We start from the raw sequence: 14,309 nt of genomic DNA, 5'->3' as shown, positions 1-14,309 counted from the left end.
GCCGAGCGCGCCGCGCTGAAACAGACGTGAATGCGTAACTTATTGGTGTTAAAGAATTATGACCGTTGAAATTGAACTGAAATTCATTGCCGCGCCAGAAGCGGTGGCCGCGTTGCCGCAATGGCTCGCCGCCTGGCCGCATCAGTATTCCGCGCCGCAAAAGCTGACCAACATTTACTTCGAAACGGCCGACAACTTCTTGCGCAGTCATGATATGGGGCTGCGCATTCGCGGTTTTGACGATCGCTATGAAATGACCATCAAAACCGCCGGTAAAGTGGTGGCCGGCCTGCATCAGCGCCCGGAATACAACGTCGCTATCGCCGAGCCGCAGCTGGCGTTGGCGCAGTTCCCTGCCGACATCTGGCCGCAGGATTGCGATATCACGGCGCTGCAGCAGGCGTTGCAGCCGCTGTTCCGTACCGACTTCGCGCGTGAAAAGTGGGTGGTTACTTACGGCCAAAGCGAGATCGAGATTGGCCTGGATCAGGGGGAGGTGCGCGCCGGCGATCTCAGCGAAGCCCTGAGCGAGATCGAACTGGAGCTGCTGAACGGCAACACCGCCGATCTGCTGGCGTTGGCCGGCGAGCTGGCGGCGCATGGCGGGCTGCGGCAGGGCAGCCTGAGTAAGGCGGCGCGCGGCTACCATCTGGCGCAGGGTAATCCACCGCGCGAGGTGCGCCCGCTGCGGGTGCTGAAGCCGGCGGCGAAGGCGACCGTGGAGCAGGGAATGATCGCCGCCTTCGAGCTGGCGCTCAGCCACTGGCAGTATCATGAAGAGCTGTGGCTGCGCGGCGATGCGCAGGCGCGCGCTGCGGTCATCGAGGCGGTCGGCACGATCCGCCAGGCGTTGGTGATCTTCGGCGGCCTGGTGCCGCGCAAGGCCAGCGCCGATCTGCGCGCCCGCCTGGCCGAGCTCGAACCGCTGTTGGCGGACAAAGCCGCGCAACCCGAGAGCCTGTGCTATAGCGCCGCTTACCTACAATGTAAGTTGGCACTCACATCATGGCTGGTGAGCGGCGCCTGGCGGCCGTTTATCGACGCCAAAGCGCAGGCCAAGCTGGACGGTTCTTTCAAACGCTTCAGCGATATCATGCTGGGGCGCAGCGGCGCCGAGCTGAAAGAAGCCTTCAGCCGTACGCTGAACGAAGATGAATATCAGGAACAATTGCCGCGCCTGACGCGTCAGATTGCGGCGCTGATCCTGTTGTCGGGCGCCTACCCCGACGAGCAGACCGGGCCTTATATCGACGCCTGGCGCGAGCTGCAGGCGGCGCTGAGCGAGCGCCGCCAGGGCTGGTATGAAGCCAGCCGCAAACAGGCCTTATCGCATGCGCCATTCTGGTTAAACGGCGCGCTTCGTTAATCCAGCCGGCCCGCCAGCCGTGGGCCGCAGAACGGGTCATACACTATGTCGCCACTTTCAGCCGCGTTGCAGGCTCAGGCACAGCAGGTTGTGCAGCGTTTTCAGGAAGTTCACGGCGCAGACTGCGCCTTTAGCGAGCAAGAGCAGTGGGTGCTGGCGTCGAGCGATTTCGTCAGCGACGCGCTTCTCGCCCAGCCGGCCTGGTTGGCGACGCTGCGCGAACAGCCGCCGGCGCCCGGCGAGTGGCAACACTACGCCGCCTGGCTGCAGGACGAACTGGAAGAGGTGCGCGATGAAGCGCAGCTGATGCGCACGCTGCGTCTGTTTCGCCGCGAAACGCTGGTGCGCATCGCCTGGGCGCAGGCGCAGGGGCTGTGTTCGACCGAAGAAACGCTGCTGCAGCTGAGCGGATTGGCGGAAACGCTGATCGTCAGCGCGCGCGACTGGCTGTACCAAACCTGTTGCCGCGAGTGGGGCACGCCGTGCAACGCCGCCGGCGAACCACAGCCGCTGCTGATCCTCGGCATGGGCAAGCTGGGCGGCGGCGAGCTGAACTTCTCGTCGGATATCGATCTGATCTTCGCCTACCCGGAAAACGGCCAAACCCAGGGCGGGCGGCGCGAGCTGGACAATGCCCAGTTCTTCACCCGCCTCGGCCAGCGGCTGATCAAAGCGCTGGATCAGCAGACCATCGACGGCTTCGTCTATCGCGTGGATATGCGGCTGCGGCCGTTCGGCGACAGCGGCCCGCTGGTGATGAGCTTTGCGGCGCTGGAGGATTACTACCAGGAGCAGGGGCGCGACTGGGAACGTTATGCGATGGTGAAGGCGCGCCTGATGGGCGGGGCGGAAGACGCTTACAGCCAGGAGCTGCGCAAAACCCTGCGGCCGTTCGTGTTCCGTCGCTATATCGATTTCAGCGTCATTCAATCATTGCGCAACATGAAGGGCATGATCGCCCGTGAAGTGCGGCGGCGGGGCCTGAAGGATAACATCAAGCTGGGCGCCGGCGGCATTCGCGAAATCGAGTTTATCACTCAGGTGTTTCAACTGATCCGCGGCGGCCGCGAGCCGGCGCTGCAGGGGCGTTCGCTGCTGCCGACGCTGCAGGCGGTGGGAGAACTGGGGCTGCTGGAGAACGAGCAGGTGCGGGCGCTGAGCGCCGCTTACCTGTTCCTGCGGCGGTTGGAGAACCTGCTGCAGGCGATCGGCGATCAGCAAACCCAGACGTTGCCGCAGGATGTGCTCGATCAGGCGCGGCTGGCTTACGGCATGGGGCTGGCGGATTGGGCGGCGCTGATGGCGGCGTTGGACGCACATATGCAGGCGGTGCGTGCGGTGTTCGACGACCTGATCGGCGACGATAGTCCGGATGTCGGCGAAGATCCCGACTATCAGCACTACCACAGCCTGTGGCAGGACGCGCTGGAGGAGAACGAGCTGGCGCCGCTGACGCCGCACCTCGATGAAGAGGGGCGCCGACAGATGCTGCGCACCATCGCCGATTTCCGCCATGACGTCGACAAGCGCACCATCGGCCCGCGCGGCCGCGACGTGCTCGATCAGCTGATGCCGCGCCTGCTGGCGGAGGTGTGCCCGCGGCAGGACGCGCCGACCGCGCTGGTGCGGCTGGCGCAGCTGCTGCTGAGCATCGTCACCCGCACCACCTACCTCGAGCTGCTGGTGGAGTATCATGCGGCGCTCAGCCATCTGATCCGCCTGTGCGCCGCGTCGCCGATGGTCGCCAACCAACTGTCGCGTTACCCGCTGTTGCTGGACGAACTGCTGGATCCGGCCACGCTGTATCAGCCGGTGGCGCTGGACGCCTATCGCAGCGAGCTGCGTCAGTACCTGCTGCGGGTGCCGGAAGACGACGAAGAGCAAAAGCTGGAGGCGCTGCGCCAATTCAAACAGGCGCAGCAGCTGCGCATCGCCGCGGCGGATATCGCCGGGGCGCTGCCGGTGATGAAAGTGAGCGATCACCTGACTTACCTGGCTGAGGCGATCATCGACGCGGTGGTGCAACAGGCCTGGAGCGACATGGTGGCGCGCTACGGCCAACCGACCCATCTGCAGGAGCGCGAAGGGCGCGGCTTTGCGGTGATCGGCTACGGCAAGCTGGGCGGCTGGGAGCTGGGCTACAGTTCCGATCTCGATCTGGTGTTCCTGTTGGATTGCCCGCCGGAGGTGATGACCGACGGCGATCGCTGCATCGACGGCCGTCAGTTCTATCTGCGGTTGGCGCAGCGGGTGATGCATCTGTTCAGCACCCGCACCTCCTCCGGCATTCTGTATGAAGTGGACGCGCGCCTGCGGCCTTCCGGCGCTGCGGGGATGCTGGTCAGCACCGTCGAGGCGTTCGCCGACTACCAGCAAAACGAAGCCTGGACCTGGGAGCATCAGGCCTTGGTGCGTGCGCGCATCGTGCATGGCGATCCGGCGCTGCATCAGCAGTTCGACGCGATCCGGCGCGAGATCCTGTGCAAAACGCGCGATGCGGAGGTGCTGAAGCGTGAAGTGCGCGAGATGCGCGAAAAGATGCGCAACCATCTCGGCAACAAACAGCGCGATCTGTTTGATATCAAAACCGATGAGGGCGGCATTACCGACATCGAATTTATCGCCCAATATCTGGTCTTACGCTATGCGCCGGGCGAACCGCGCCTGACGCGTTGGTCGGACAACGTGCGCATCTTCGAGCTGATGGCCAATTACGACATCATGCCGGAAGAGGAGGCGCGCGCGCTGACCCAGGCCTATGTCACCATGCGCGACGAGATCCACCATCTGGCGCTGCAGGAGCATTCCGGCAAGGTCGGCAGCGAGCAGTTCGCCGCCGAGCGTGAGCAGGTGCGCGTCAGCTGGGCCAAATGGCTGGATTAATACCTTTTTGCGGGTATTCCGGCGGTCTGTGGTAATATCTGCGCCACTAAAATTTTGTTCTTTTTTGGAGTTATCGGATGAAAGTTACGCTGCCTGATTTTCGCCGCGCCGGTGTGCTGGTGGTCGGTGACGTCATGTTGGATCGCTATTGGTATGGGCCGACCAGCCGCATTTCACCGGAAGCCCCGGTGCCGGTGGTCAAGGTCGATACCATCGAAGAGCGTCCCGGCGGCGCGGCTAACGTGGCGATGAACATCGCTTCGCTGGGGGCAACGTCCCGCCTGGTGGGCCTGACCGGCATCGACGATGCGGCGCGGGCGCTGAGCGCCAAGCTGAATGAAGTCAACGTGCGCTGCGACTTCGTCTCGGTGCCGACCCATCCGACCATCACCAAGCTGCGCGTGCTGTCGCGTAACCAGCAGCTGATCCGTCTCGACTTCGAAGAAGGCTTCTCCAACGTCGATCCGCAGCCGATGCTGGAGCGCATTCAGCAGGCGCTGCCGCAGATCGGCGCGCTGGTGCTGTCCGATTACGCCAAGGGCGCGCTCAGCCAGGTGCAGGGCATGATCCAATTGGCGCGCGCCGCCAAAGTGCCGGTGCTGATCGATCCGAAAGGTTCTGATTTTGAACGCTATCGCGGCGCGACGCTGCTGACGCCGAACCTGTCCGAATTTGAAGCGGTGGTGGGCCATTGCAAGGATGAGGCGGAACTGGTGGAACGCGGCATGAAGCTGGTGGCGGATTTCGAGCTGTCGGCGCTGCTGGTCACCCGTTCCGAGCACGGCATGACGCTGCTGCAGCCTGGCGTTGAGCCGCTGCACTTGCCGACCCAGGCGCAGGAAGTGTTCGATGTGACCGGCGCCGGCGACACCGTGATCGGCGTGCTGGCCGCCTCGCTGGCCGCCGGCAACTCGCTGGAAGAGTCCTGTTTCCTGGCCAACGCCGCCGCCGGCGTAGTGGTGGGCAAACTCGGTACGTCCACCGTGTCGCCTATCGAGCTGGAAAACGCGGTGCGCGGCCGTGCCGAAACCGGTTTTGGCGTGATGACCGAAGCGCAGTTGAAACACGCCGTGGCGCAGGCGCGCCAGCGCGGCGAGAAAGTCGTGATGACCAACGGCATCTTCGACATTCTGCATGCCGGCCACGTTTCCTATCTGGCCAACGCTCGCAAACTGGGCGATCGCCTGATCGTGGCGGTGAACAGCGATGCGTCGACCAAGCGTTTGAAAGGGGAAACACGCCCGGTCAACGCGCTGGAGAATCGCATGATCGTGCTGGGCGCGCTGGAAGCGGTGGATTGGGTGGTGCCGTTCGAAGAAGACACGCCGCAGCGTCTGATTGCCGACATTCTGCCGGATCTGCTGGTGAAAGGCGGTGATTACAAACCGGAAGAGATTGCCGGCAGTGCGGAAGTGTGGGCCAACGGCGGCGATGTCAAAGTGCTGAACTTTGAAGACGGCCTGTCGACCACCAACATCATCAAAGCGATCAAAGACGGGCGCGGCTAACGCCGGGCGACGTAAAGAACAAGGGCGCGCGGTGCGCGCCCTTGGCGGGAATTACTCGTCTTCCTGTTTGGCCGCCGGCGCCGCGCTCAGTTTACTTTCCAGCTCGGCCATGCGCTGTTCCAACAGCGCCAGCTTCTCGCGGGTGCGCAGCAGCACCTGAGTCTGTACGTCGAACTCTTCGCGGTTAACCAAATCCAGGCGGGTAAGCTGCGACTGCAGTACCTGACGGATTTTTTTCTCAACGTCTTCCCCGAATTCACGAACGCCTTTAGGCATGGACTCATGAACCTGGCGTGCGATTTGTTCGATTTTTTTCGGGTCAATCATGGCGTATCCCTTTCAGAGTTTAATAGCTGCCGCTTAGTGTAATGCGAGTTGCCCGCCGGATAAACCATTAAGCGCATTCGCCGTGCGTGGCCGAATTGTGCTTTTGCCAATTGCCCTGCCTACCCATTAGCGTTATAGTCATCCTGCTTATTCTCAGGGCGGGGTGAAAGTCCCCACCGGCGGTAAATCACCTTCTACGGTGAAAGCCCGCGAGCGCTCAGCCAGCCTGTAAAGGCCGGTTAGAGGTCAGCAGATCCGGTGTAATTCCGGGGCCGACGGTTATAGTCCGGATGGGAGAGAGTAACGGTATCTGCCGGGCTTGCGCCCGCTTGCGTTATTTTTTTAGCTATTGTTAGCTACTCCTCAAGATCGCCCTGGTTCTGGTAATCCATAATTTTTAATGAGGTTTTTTACCATGAATCAGACGCTACTTTCAGACTTCGGCACGCCGACAGAACGCGTTGAACGCGCGATCGACGCACTGCGCAACGGGCGCGGCGTGATGGTGCTCGATGATGAAAATCGTGAAAACGAAGGTGATATGATCTTCGCCGCGGAAACCATGACCGTTGAGCAGATGGCGCTGACCATTCGCCACGGCAGCGGTATCGTGTGCCTGTGCATCACCGAAGAACGCCGTCAGCAGCTTGAGCTGCCGATGATGGTGACCAACAACTCCAGCCAGTTCCAGACCGCCTTCACCGTGACCATCGAAGCGGCGCAGGGCGTGACTACCGGGGTTTCCGCTTCCGATCGCCTGACCACCATCCGTGCGGCGGTGGCAGACAGCGCCAAGCCGAGCGACCTGAACCGTCCGGGCCACGTATTCCCGCTGCGCGCGCAGCCGGGCGGCGTGCTGAGCCGCCGCGGTCACACCGAAGCGACCATCGATCTGGTCTCCATGGCCGGCTTCAAACCTGCTGGCGTGCTGTGTGAACTGACCAACGACGATGGCAGCATGGCGCATGCGCCGGAAGTGATCACCTTCGCCAAACAGCACGACATGGTGGTGCTGACCATCGAAGATCTGGTGGCCTACCGCCAGGCGCACGAGAAAAAAGCCAGCTGATAGCCGGCCGCTTTCAACGATAAAAAAAGCCGCTCAACGCGGCTTTTTTTTGTGGCTACTGTTTTGACAGGCGTTCGCCGATGCGGCTGGCGTAATTCATCACGTGGAAGGTGTAGTTCTCCTCTACCGTACCCTGGAACAGATGCGCCCAGGGGCCGATGGCGTAGATGCCGAGATCTTCCCCGCCGTGCGTCTCACTTTTCAGCGGCACCAGCGCTGGCTGAATAAAGTCGGGCGCAGTGGCCTGCTCCATGGTCAATGCCGGGCGCTCGGTCAATGGGATTGTGCCGCCGGGGCCGTTGGCGAAGCCGGCGGTGGTGTAAGGCTTGCCGTCGCTGCCCAGCCGCGGTTTGCCGTCGACGCCGACGGAAATGCCGAGGATGGGATTGCCTCGCTTGGCATAGCCGGCAATGGTCAGCGTGTGGCTGTGATCGCCGGTTACGATCACCAGGGTCTCGTCCAGATTGACCTTGTCGACGATGGTTTTCACCGCTTCGTTCAGCGCGGCCGCGTCGCTCAGCGTGCGGTAGGCGTTACCGTTATGGCTGCCGTGATCGATGCGTCCGCCCTCCACCAACAGCAGGTAGCCTTCGGGATTCCTGGCCAAAATATCGATGGCCTTGCCGGTCATTTCCGCCAGCGAAGGCTCTCCCGCCGCGTCTTGCCGCCGATCGTGCTCGAAGTTCATGTGCGACGGTTCGAACAGGGCCAGCAGGTGGTCGACTTTGGCCGGATCGATTTTGTCGAACTGCGCTTGATTCCATACGTATTGCCCACGCTCGCCGTAGCGTTGCAGCCAGGCCTGCGTCAGGTCGCGGCCATCCTTTCTGGCGCCTTTCTTGTCGGGGTATTCCGGATCGCTCACGCCGTCGGGCAGGAAGTTGGCGCGCCCACCGCCCATCGCCACGTTCAGGCCGTTGCCGTATTTCATTTCCACCAGCTGGCGTGCGATGTCGCGGCAGCCTGCGGCCAGAGCATCCGCCGGCATTTTGGCGTCGGATTCCCAGTCGCGGTTGGCGATATGGGCATAGGTGGCGCCCGGCGTGGCGTGGGTAATGGTCGCGGTCGTCACGGCGCCGGTGGACATGCCGAGCGTTGCGGCCATCTCCCACAGCGTGGTGACGGTCTTGGTTTGCTGGTCTTCGCAATTGTTGAGGGCGGCCGTATGGTTGAGGCCCATCAGATCGTTGATGGTTTTGACACCGGTGGTCATCGCCACCGCGCTGGGCGCGGAGTCGGTGATTTGGGCGTCGGCGGAATAGGTTTTGGCCGCCGCCAGATAGGGGAACGCTTCCCAGGCCAGCACGTTGGATTCGCCGTCCACGCCGCGCTGCTGCCCTTCAAAAATGCGAGCGGCGGTCACGGTGGAAAACCCCATGCCGTCGCCGACCACCAGAATGACGTTTTTGGCGCGGTTGGTGTTTGGTGTTTGCTTCAGCCGCTGTTGCAGCTGAGTTTGCGCCTGAAGGAAATAAGGGTCTTCGCGCTGCGTCAGCTGCGCTTTGTCCGCCGCGCCGGCGGCTGCCGTTGCGGTGGCCAGCAAGGTCATGGAAAGCGCCAGGCGGGTTGCCAGTGTGGGTCTGAACATGAATTCCTCCTTGGTGAGACGTGATTCCCGTAGCGCCGACGGGCTGCCAACACCCTGTCGACTGAAAGAGGAGTGTATCGACTGCGTTAACAAAAAATACATAAATTGTTCACAAATTAGATCTGTGTGGCAGTAATGCCATGGTATTCACAGAATTTATTAATTAATTGAAAAGTATGTGTTTTTTAACTTTCTGTTGGTCGGTGCATTTTTGCGCTTTTTAATTCAAATTTATTGAAGATCATCATCACGGTTATCCGGCTGTGTTGCTGCGGCAAAGCGCGTAATGTAACGCCATAGCACAATTTGAACTAAGGATCCCCCTATGAACACCTCTCGTATGCCGGCACTGTTCCTGGGCCATGGTAGCCCGATGAACGTGCTGGAAGACAACCGCTACACCCGGGCATGGCGTGCGTTGGGTGAGTCATTGCCGCGCCCGAAGGCGATCGTGGCGGTTTCCGCGCATTGGTACACCCGCGGCACTGCGGTCACCGCGATGGAAAAACCCAAAACCATTCACGACTTCGGGGGGTTCCCGCAGGCGCTGTTTGATACCCGCTATCCGGCGCCGGGCTCTCCCACGCTGGCCGCGCAGCTGCAGCAAATCCTGGCGCCGGTGCCGGTAACGGCGGATCTCGGCGAGTGGGGATTGGATCACGGTACCTGGGGCGTATTGATCAAAATGTATCCCGATGCTGATATTCCGGTGGTGCAGCTCAGCGTCGACGGCACACAGCCGGCGGCCTATCACTATGAGCTGGGCCGCAAACTCGCCGCGCTGCGGGACGAGGGCGTGATGATCGTCGCCAGCGGTAACGTGGTGCACAACCTGCGCATGGTGAAATGGCAGGGCGATACCAGCGCCTACCCGTGGGCGGAATCATTCAATAACTTTGTCCGGGATAACCTGCGTTATCGGGGCGATAACCATCCGCTGGTGGATTTCATGCGCCATGAGGGGGCGGCGCTGTCGAATCCGACGCCGGAACACTATCTGCCGTTGCTGTATGTGCTTGGCGGTTGGGATGGAAAAGAGGCCATCAGCGTGCCGATCGATGGTATCGAAATGGGGGCGCTGAGTATGCTGTCGGTACAGGTGGGATAAAGAAAAAACGCCAGTCTCTGACTGGCGTTTTTGCCTTCAGCGGTGCGATCAGCCGAGGATGGTGTGCGGATAGAAGCGCGACAGATCCTGCGTGATCAGTTCGCGATCTTCGCGCAGGCCGATACCGCAAGGTTGATCGTTCACCAGCCAGCTGCCGATCAGCGTGTAGCTGTCTTCGAACTTCGGCAGCGGATGGAACTGCTGCACGATCATGCCTTCTTCGCCGTACGGCCCATCGACGCGCGCCACTTCCTGACCGTTTTCGACGATCTGGATATTGGCGCCTTCGCGTGAGAACAGCGGCTTGGTGACGTAATGATCCATCGGCGGATGATCGTCTTGCGCGAAATAAGCCGGCAGCAGGTTAGGGTGGTTCGGGAACATTTCCCACAGCAGCGGCAGCAGCGCCTTGTTGGAGATGATGCTCTTCCAGGCCGGCTCCAGCCAACGCACGCCGGCGTCTTCCAGCTTGGTGGAGAACATCTCGCGCAGCATGAACTCCCACGGGTAGAGCTTGAACAGGTTGCCGATCACCTGATCCTGCAGATCGGTGAACTGGCCTTTCTCGCCAAGGCCAATGTCTTCCATGAACAGGAATTCGGTCGGCAGACCGGCTTCCTGCGCGCAGTCCTGCAGATATTGCACCGTGCCGCGATCTTCTTCGCTGTCCTGGCAGCACGCCAGGTGCAGCAGACCGAAGCCGTGGTGCGCTTTCAGCTCGGCGAAACGCTCGATCAGCTTCTCCTGCAGGCTGTTGTACTGATCCGATTGCGGATCCAGCTTGCCGGCGTTGATCTGGTCTTCCAGCCACAGCCACTGGAAGAAGGCCGCCTCATAGAGTGAGGTCGGCGTATCGGCGTTGTTCTCCAGCAGCTTCGGCGGGTTGACGCCGTCGTAGGCCAGATCGAGACGCGAATACAGCGACGGCTGGTTGGTGCGCCAGGAGCTGCGTACGAACTCCCAGGTGTGTTTCGGGATGCAGAACTTGGCCATCAGCTCGTCGCTGGCGACCACTTTCTCCACCACCTGCAGGCACATCTGGTGCAGCTCGGCGGTGGCGCTTTCGATCTCTTCAATCTGCGCCAGCGTGAACTGGTAATAGGCGTCTTCACACCAGTACGGCTCGCCGTACATGGTGTGGAAACGGAAACCGAACTCGGTCGCTTTTTCGCGCCAGTCCGGGCGCTCGGTAATGGCAATACGTTTCATGCATCAACCGCCCATGCTGCGAGAGCTGGAGTTGGAGGTAGCGCTGCTGCGCTGCATGCTGGTCTGTTTGGCCACGGTCTCGCCGAAGCCGCCGCGGGTCACGGTGTTGGTGACCGCAGGCTTTGGCGCCATCGCGGTTTTCGGCACCGTCATGGTGCGGCCGCCGGCGGTGGCCGGGCCGTAGCTCTTGCCGCTGGCGTCGACAAATTTGCCGTTCGCCGGGCTGGCGGCGTTCTTGGAGGTGAACAGCGGCTGCTGCGCGAAGCCGGAACCGCCCATCAGGCGGCCCATCATGTAGCCCGCCATCAGCGGCATCCAGAAGCTGCCGCTGCTTTGCGATTCCGCCGCCATGCCGGCCTGCGCCGGGGCCGGCGCCTGAGTGCACTGCGCTTCGCCGAATTCGGCGACGCAGTCCTCGCGGGTCGCGTATTTAGGCGCGGTTTTCGCCGCTTCTTTCAGGGCGTTGTTGTAGGCGGTGGTGCACTGCTCGCTCATCGAAGGGTTGGCGCGCGAACAGTCATCGGCATTCTGATACAGGGAGACCGTTTCATCGCTCTTCTCGCAGCCGGCCAGCATAAAGACGGCGCTGATCGCCAAGGCCACGGGCGCGACACGGTAGCTGCGCCAGGATTTGCGGAACGTCTCTTGGTTGATGTTTTTTGTCCGTTTCATCGTTATCAATCCCATCATGCGGGCTGTTTTCGCCCTTTCCCAGTAGTGGCGCTAAGGATAGGGGAAACATGGTCAAAATTAAAGCTGAAACGCCCGCAGAAGCCACTCTTTACGCAGTTATACGTTGGGGTGTGCGCCAGTTCGCTTTCACGGCGAAAAAACGCGCGTTGGCGTTTCATCATGAAACGTTAGCGCTATGATGATGTTCCATAATGGAACAAAAATCGCGAGGCTCGCCAGGCGGACGGCAGGCGCTCATAGTCGAAGCATAACAACAAGCCGGCGGCGAAGTCGGCGCGTCATCACCTGATATCTGAACGTTACCATCGCCAATTCCCTACAAGGATCCGGTTATGTTGAGAATCATCCAGTCACCAGGCAAATACATTCAGGGCGCCAATGCGTTGGCTGCCGTCGGCGAATACGCCAAATCCCTCGCCGATCACTATTTCGTGATCGCTGACGACTTCGTGATGCAACTGGCGGGCGACACTCTGATGGGCAGCCTGCAGCAGCACGGCGTGAAGCATCATGCGGCCCGCTTCAACGGCGAGTGCTGCCGTAAAGAGATAGACCGGCTCGGCCGCGAGCTGCAGGCCCACGGTTGCCGCGGCGTGATCGGTGTCGGCGGCGGCAAGACGCTCGACACCGCCAAGGCCGTCGCACACTACCAACAGCTGCCGGTGGTGCTCATCCCCACCATCGCCTCTACCGATGCGCCGACCAGCGCGCTGTCGGTTCTCTACACCGAACAGGGCGAATTCGCCGAATATCTGATTTACCCGCGCAACCCGGACATGGTGGTGATGGACAGCGCCATCATCGCCAAAGCGCCGGTGCGCCTGCTGGTGGCCGGCATGGGCGACGCGCTCTCCACCTATTTCGAGGCGCAGGCCTGCTTCGACGCGCAGGCTACCAGCATGGCCGGCGGCAAATCGACGCTGGCGGCGCTCAGCCTGGCGCGGCTGTGTTATGACACGCTGCTGGCCGAAGGGGTGAAGGCCAAACTGGCGGTCGAGGCCGGCGTGGTGACGGAAGCGGTGGAACGCATCATCGAAGCCAATACTTACCTGAGCGGCATCGGCTTCGAGAGCAGCGGATTGGCGGCGGCGCACGCCATTCACAACGGCTTCACGGTGCTGGAGGAGTGCCACCACCTGTATCACGGCGAGAAAGTGGCGTTCGGCACCCTGACGCAGCTGGTGTTGCAGAACAGCCCGATGGCGCAGATTGAGACCGTGCTGGCGTTTTGCCACAGCATCGGCTTGCCGATCACGCTGGCGCAGATGGGCGTCGCCGGCGATGCGACGGCGAAGATGATGGCGGTGGCCGAGGCCAGCTGCGCCGCCGGCGAAACCATTCACAACATGCCGTTCGAGGTCACCCCCGCCAGCGTGCAGGCGGCGATCCTGACGGCGGATCGGCTGGGCGCTGCCTGGCTGCAGCGTCATTGATACCCTTGGGGCGCGGTGCGCCGCGCCCCTGTTCTTACAAAGGAAACCATCGTGAAAAAACTGATCAATCAGGTCGAGTCGGTGTTGGAAGAGCAGTTGCAGGGGCTGGCGGAAGCCCATCCCGAGCTGCTGGTGCACGCGGATCCGGTGTTCGTGACCCGCGCCGACGCGCCGGTGGCGGGCAAGGTGGCGATCCTGTCCGGCGGCGGCAGCGGCCACGAGCCGATGCACTGCGGTTTCGTCGGTGAAGGGATGCTCGACGGCGCCTGTCCGGGCGAGATTTTCACCTCGCCGACGCCGGATAAAATGTACGAATGCGGTCAGGCGATCGACGGCGGCGCCGGCGTATTGCTGCTGATTAAAAACTACACCGGCGACGTGCTCAACTTCGAAACCGCCACCGAGCTGCTGCACGACAGCGGCGTCGCGGTGGCGACGGTGCTGGTGGATGACGACGTGGCGGTCAAAGACAGCCTGTTCACCGCCGGGCGGCGCGGGGTGGCCAACACCGTGCTGATGGAGAAACTGTTGGGCGCCGCTGCGGCGCGCGGCGACGACCTGGACAGCGTGGTGACGCTGGGGCATCGCATCAACAACCACGGGCATTCGATCGGCATTGCGCTGGGCGCCTGTACCGTCCCGGCCGCCGGCAAGCCGTCGTTCACCCTGGCGGAGAACGAGATGGAGTTCGGCGTCGGCATTCACGGCGAGCCGGGTATTGCGCGCCGCCCGTTCACCACGCTCAACGCGGCGGTGGATGACATGTTCCATACGCTGATCGACCACGGTCACTATCAGCGCACGATCCGCGTCTGGGATCGTCAGCAGGGCGAGTGGCGCGACGAGATGCAGACCAAGCAGCCGCTGACGCGCGGCGATCGGGTGATCGCGTTGGTCAACAACCTGGGTGCCACGCCGCTGTCCGAACTGTACGGTGTGTACCATCGGTTGGCGGAACGTTGCGCCGAGGCGGGCATCATCATCGAACGCAACCTGGTGGGCGCTTACTGCACCTCGCTGGATATGCAAGGCGTGTCCATCACGCTGTTGAACGTGGACGACGAGCTGTTGTCCTTGTGGGATGCGCCGGTGAAAACGCCTGCGCTGCGTTGGGGTTGCTGAGGA

General features: G+C 61.9%; 12 protein-coding genes and 1 riboswitch. Of the genes, 8 read left to right on the top strand and 4 right to left on the bottom strand.

What is annotated here, in order from left to right; genetic code table 11:
* Positions 1-58: 58 nt before the first annotated feature.
* The 3 genes from ATE40_RS17795 (at position 59) to hldE (ending at position 5,757) form a co-directional block, all read left to right on the top strand.
* On the top strand, positions 59-1,366 hold the full coding sequence (locus ATE40_RS17795; RefSeq protein ID WP_063918722.1) for a CYTH domain-containing protein: 1,308 nt from the start codon (positions 59-61) through the stop codon (positions 1,364-1,366).
* A 45-nt stretch (positions 1,367-1,411) separates the two neighbouring features.
* Positions 1,412-4,249: a bifunctional [glutamate--ammonia ligase]-adenylyl-L-tyrosine phosphorylase/[glutamate--ammonia-ligase] adenylyltransferase gene (gene glnE / locus ATE40_RS17790; protein ID WP_063918723.1), complete on the top strand. Its 2,838-nt coding sequence runs from the start codon at positions 1,412-1,414 to the stop codon at positions 4,247-4,249.
* A gap of 77 nt (positions 4,250-4,326) precedes the next feature.
* Positions 4,327-5,757, top strand: a complete 1,431-nt coding sequence (hldE, locus tag ATE40_RS17785) for a bifunctional D-glycero-beta-D-manno-heptose-7-phosphate kinase/D-glycero-beta-D-manno-heptose 1-phosphate adenylyltransferase HldE (RefSeq protein ID WP_019453075.1) — start codon at positions 4,327-4,329, stop codon at positions 5,755-5,757.
* Positions 5,758-5,808: 51 nt separating this feature from the next.
* Here hldE and ubiK read toward each other — a convergent pair whose 3' ends face one another.
* Positions 5,809-6,084, bottom strand: a complete 276-nt coding sequence (gene ubiK, locus ATE40_RS17780; RefSeq protein WP_004937216.1) for a ubiquinone biosynthesis accessory factor UbiK — start codon at positions 6,082-6,084, stop codon at positions 5,809-5,811.
* A gap of 145 nt (positions 6,085-6,229) precedes the next feature.
* Positions 6,230-6,390, top strand: a riboswitch (FMN riboswitch).
* 109 nt (positions 6,391-6,499) lie between these two features.
* Here ubiK and ribB point away from each other — a divergent pair.
* Complete coding sequence (gene ribB / locus ATE40_RS17775; protein ID WP_004937218.1) at positions 6,500-7,153, top strand: 3,4-dihydroxy-2-butanone-4-phosphate synthase; 654 nt, start codon at positions 6,500-6,502, stop codon at positions 7,151-7,153.
* Between the two features lie 55 nt (positions 7,154-7,208).
* Here the strand turns inward: ribB and ATE40_RS17770 are convergent, their stop codons facing one another.
* Positions 7,209-8,741, bottom strand: coding sequence for an alkaline phosphatase (locus tag ATE40_RS17770; RefSeq protein WP_063918724.1), 1,533 nt, complete (start codon positions 8,739-8,741; stop codon positions 7,209-7,211).
* A gap of 325 nt (positions 8,742-9,066) precedes the next feature.
* Between ATE40_RS17770 and ygiD the strand changes: the two genes are divergently transcribed.
* On the top strand, positions 9,067-9,849 hold the full coding sequence (ygiD, locus tag ATE40_RS17765) for a 4,5-DOPA-extradiol-dioxygenase (RefSeq protein ID WP_063918725.1): 783 nt from the start codon (positions 9,067-9,069) through the stop codon (positions 9,847-9,849).
* Between the two features lie 48 nt (positions 9,850-9,897).
* Here ygiD and ATE40_RS17760 read toward each other — a convergent pair whose 3' ends face one another.
* Together ATE40_RS17760 and ATE40_RS17755 are read right to left on the bottom strand one after the other, a co-directional pair.
* Positions 9,898-11,058 carry a glutathionylspermidine synthase family protein gene (locus ATE40_RS17760; RefSeq protein WP_019453073.1) on the bottom strand — a complete coding sequence of 387 codons (1,161 nt, stop codon included), beginning with the start codon at positions 11,056-11,058 and terminating at the stop codon, positions 9,898-9,900.
* A 3-nt stretch (positions 11,059-11,061) separates the two neighbouring features.
* Positions 11,062-11,730 carry a DUF1190 family protein gene (locus ATE40_RS17755; RefSeq protein WP_019453072.1) on the bottom strand — a complete coding sequence of 223 codons (669 nt, stop codon included), beginning with the start codon at positions 11,728-11,730 and terminating at the stop codon, positions 11,062-11,064.
* Positions 11,731-11,798: 68 nt separating this feature from the next.
* Between ATE40_RS17755 and ATE40_RS25030 the strand changes: the two genes are divergently transcribed.
* The 3 genes from ATE40_RS25030 to dhaK all read left to right on the top strand — a co-directional run bounded on the left by ATE40_RS25030 (position 11,799) and on the right by dhaK (position 14,306).
* Positions 11,799-11,930 (top strand): hypothetical protein, encoded by a 132-nt coding sequence (locus ATE40_RS25030; RefSeq protein WP_261799241.1) that lies wholly within the window; start codon positions 11,799-11,801, stop codon positions 11,928-11,930.
* A gap of 153 nt (positions 11,931-12,083) precedes the next feature.
* Positions 12,084-13,184 carry a glycerol dehydrogenase gene (locus ATE40_RS17750; protein ID WP_063918726.1) on the top strand — a complete coding sequence of 367 codons (1,101 nt, stop codon included), beginning with the start codon at positions 12,084-12,086 and terminating at the stop codon, positions 13,182-13,184.
* A 51-nt stretch (positions 13,185-13,235) separates the two neighbouring features.
* Positions 13,236-14,306 carry a dihydroxyacetone kinase subunit DhaK gene (gene dhaK, locus ATE40_RS17745; protein WP_019453070.1) on the top strand — a complete coding sequence of 357 codons (1,071 nt, stop codon included), beginning with the start codon at positions 13,236-13,238 and terminating at the stop codon, positions 14,304-14,306.
* Positions 14,307-14,309: the final 3 nt, after the last annotated feature.

It is taken from the genome of Serratia surfactantfaciens (genome assembly GCF_001642805.2).
In the GTDB taxonomy this organism is placed as follows: Bacteria; Pseudomonadota; Gammaproteobacteria; order Enterobacterales; family Enterobacteriaceae; genus Serratia; species Serratia surfactantfaciens.
Note: the sequence above shows the minus strand (reverse complement) of the source record. Positions and strands in the feature narration are given on the sequence as shown.

Bases quoted from the DNA above. Each gene is read 5' to 3' on its own strand.
- ATE40_RS17795 (WP_063918722.1), top strand. From the start codon at position 59: ATGACCGTTGAAATTGAACTGAAATTCATTGCCGCGCCAGAAGCGGTG.
- glnE (WP_063918723.1), top strand. From the start codon at position 1,412: ATGTCGCCACTTTCAGCCGCGTTGCAGGCTCAGGCACAGCAGGTTGTG.
- hldE (WP_019453075.1), top strand. From the start codon at position 4,327: ATGAAAGTTACGCTGCCTGATTTTCGCCGCGCCGGTGTGCTGGTGGTC.
- ubiK (WP_004937216.1), bottom strand. From the start codon at position 6,084: ATGATTGACCCGAAAAAAATCGAACAAATCGCACGCCAGGTTCATGAG.
- ribB (WP_004937218.1), top strand. From the start codon at position 6,500: ATGAATCAGACGCTACTTTCAGACTTCGGCACGCCGACAGAACGCGTT.
- ATE40_RS17770 (WP_063918724.1), bottom strand. From the start codon at position 8,741: ATGTTCAGACCCACACTGGCAACCCGCCTGGCGCTTTCCATGACCTTG.
- ygiD (WP_063918725.1), top strand. From the start codon at position 9,067: ATGAACACCTCTCGTATGCCGGCACTGTTCCTGGGCCATGGTAGCCCG.
- ATE40_RS17760 (WP_019453073.1), bottom strand. From the start codon at position 11,058: ATGAAACGTATTGCCATTACCGAGCGCCCGGACTGGCGCGAAAAAGCG.
- ATE40_RS17755 (WP_019453072.1), bottom strand. From the start codon at position 11,730: ATGAAACGGACAAAAAACATCAACCAAGAGACGTTCCGCAAATCCTGG.
- ATE40_RS25030 (WP_261799241.1), top strand. From the start codon at position 11,799: ATGGTCAAAATTAAAGCTGAAACGCCCGCAGAAGCCACTCTTTACGCA.
- ATE40_RS17750 (WP_063918726.1), top strand. From the start codon at position 12,084: ATGTTGAGAATCATCCAGTCACCAGGCAAATACATTCAGGGCGCCAAT.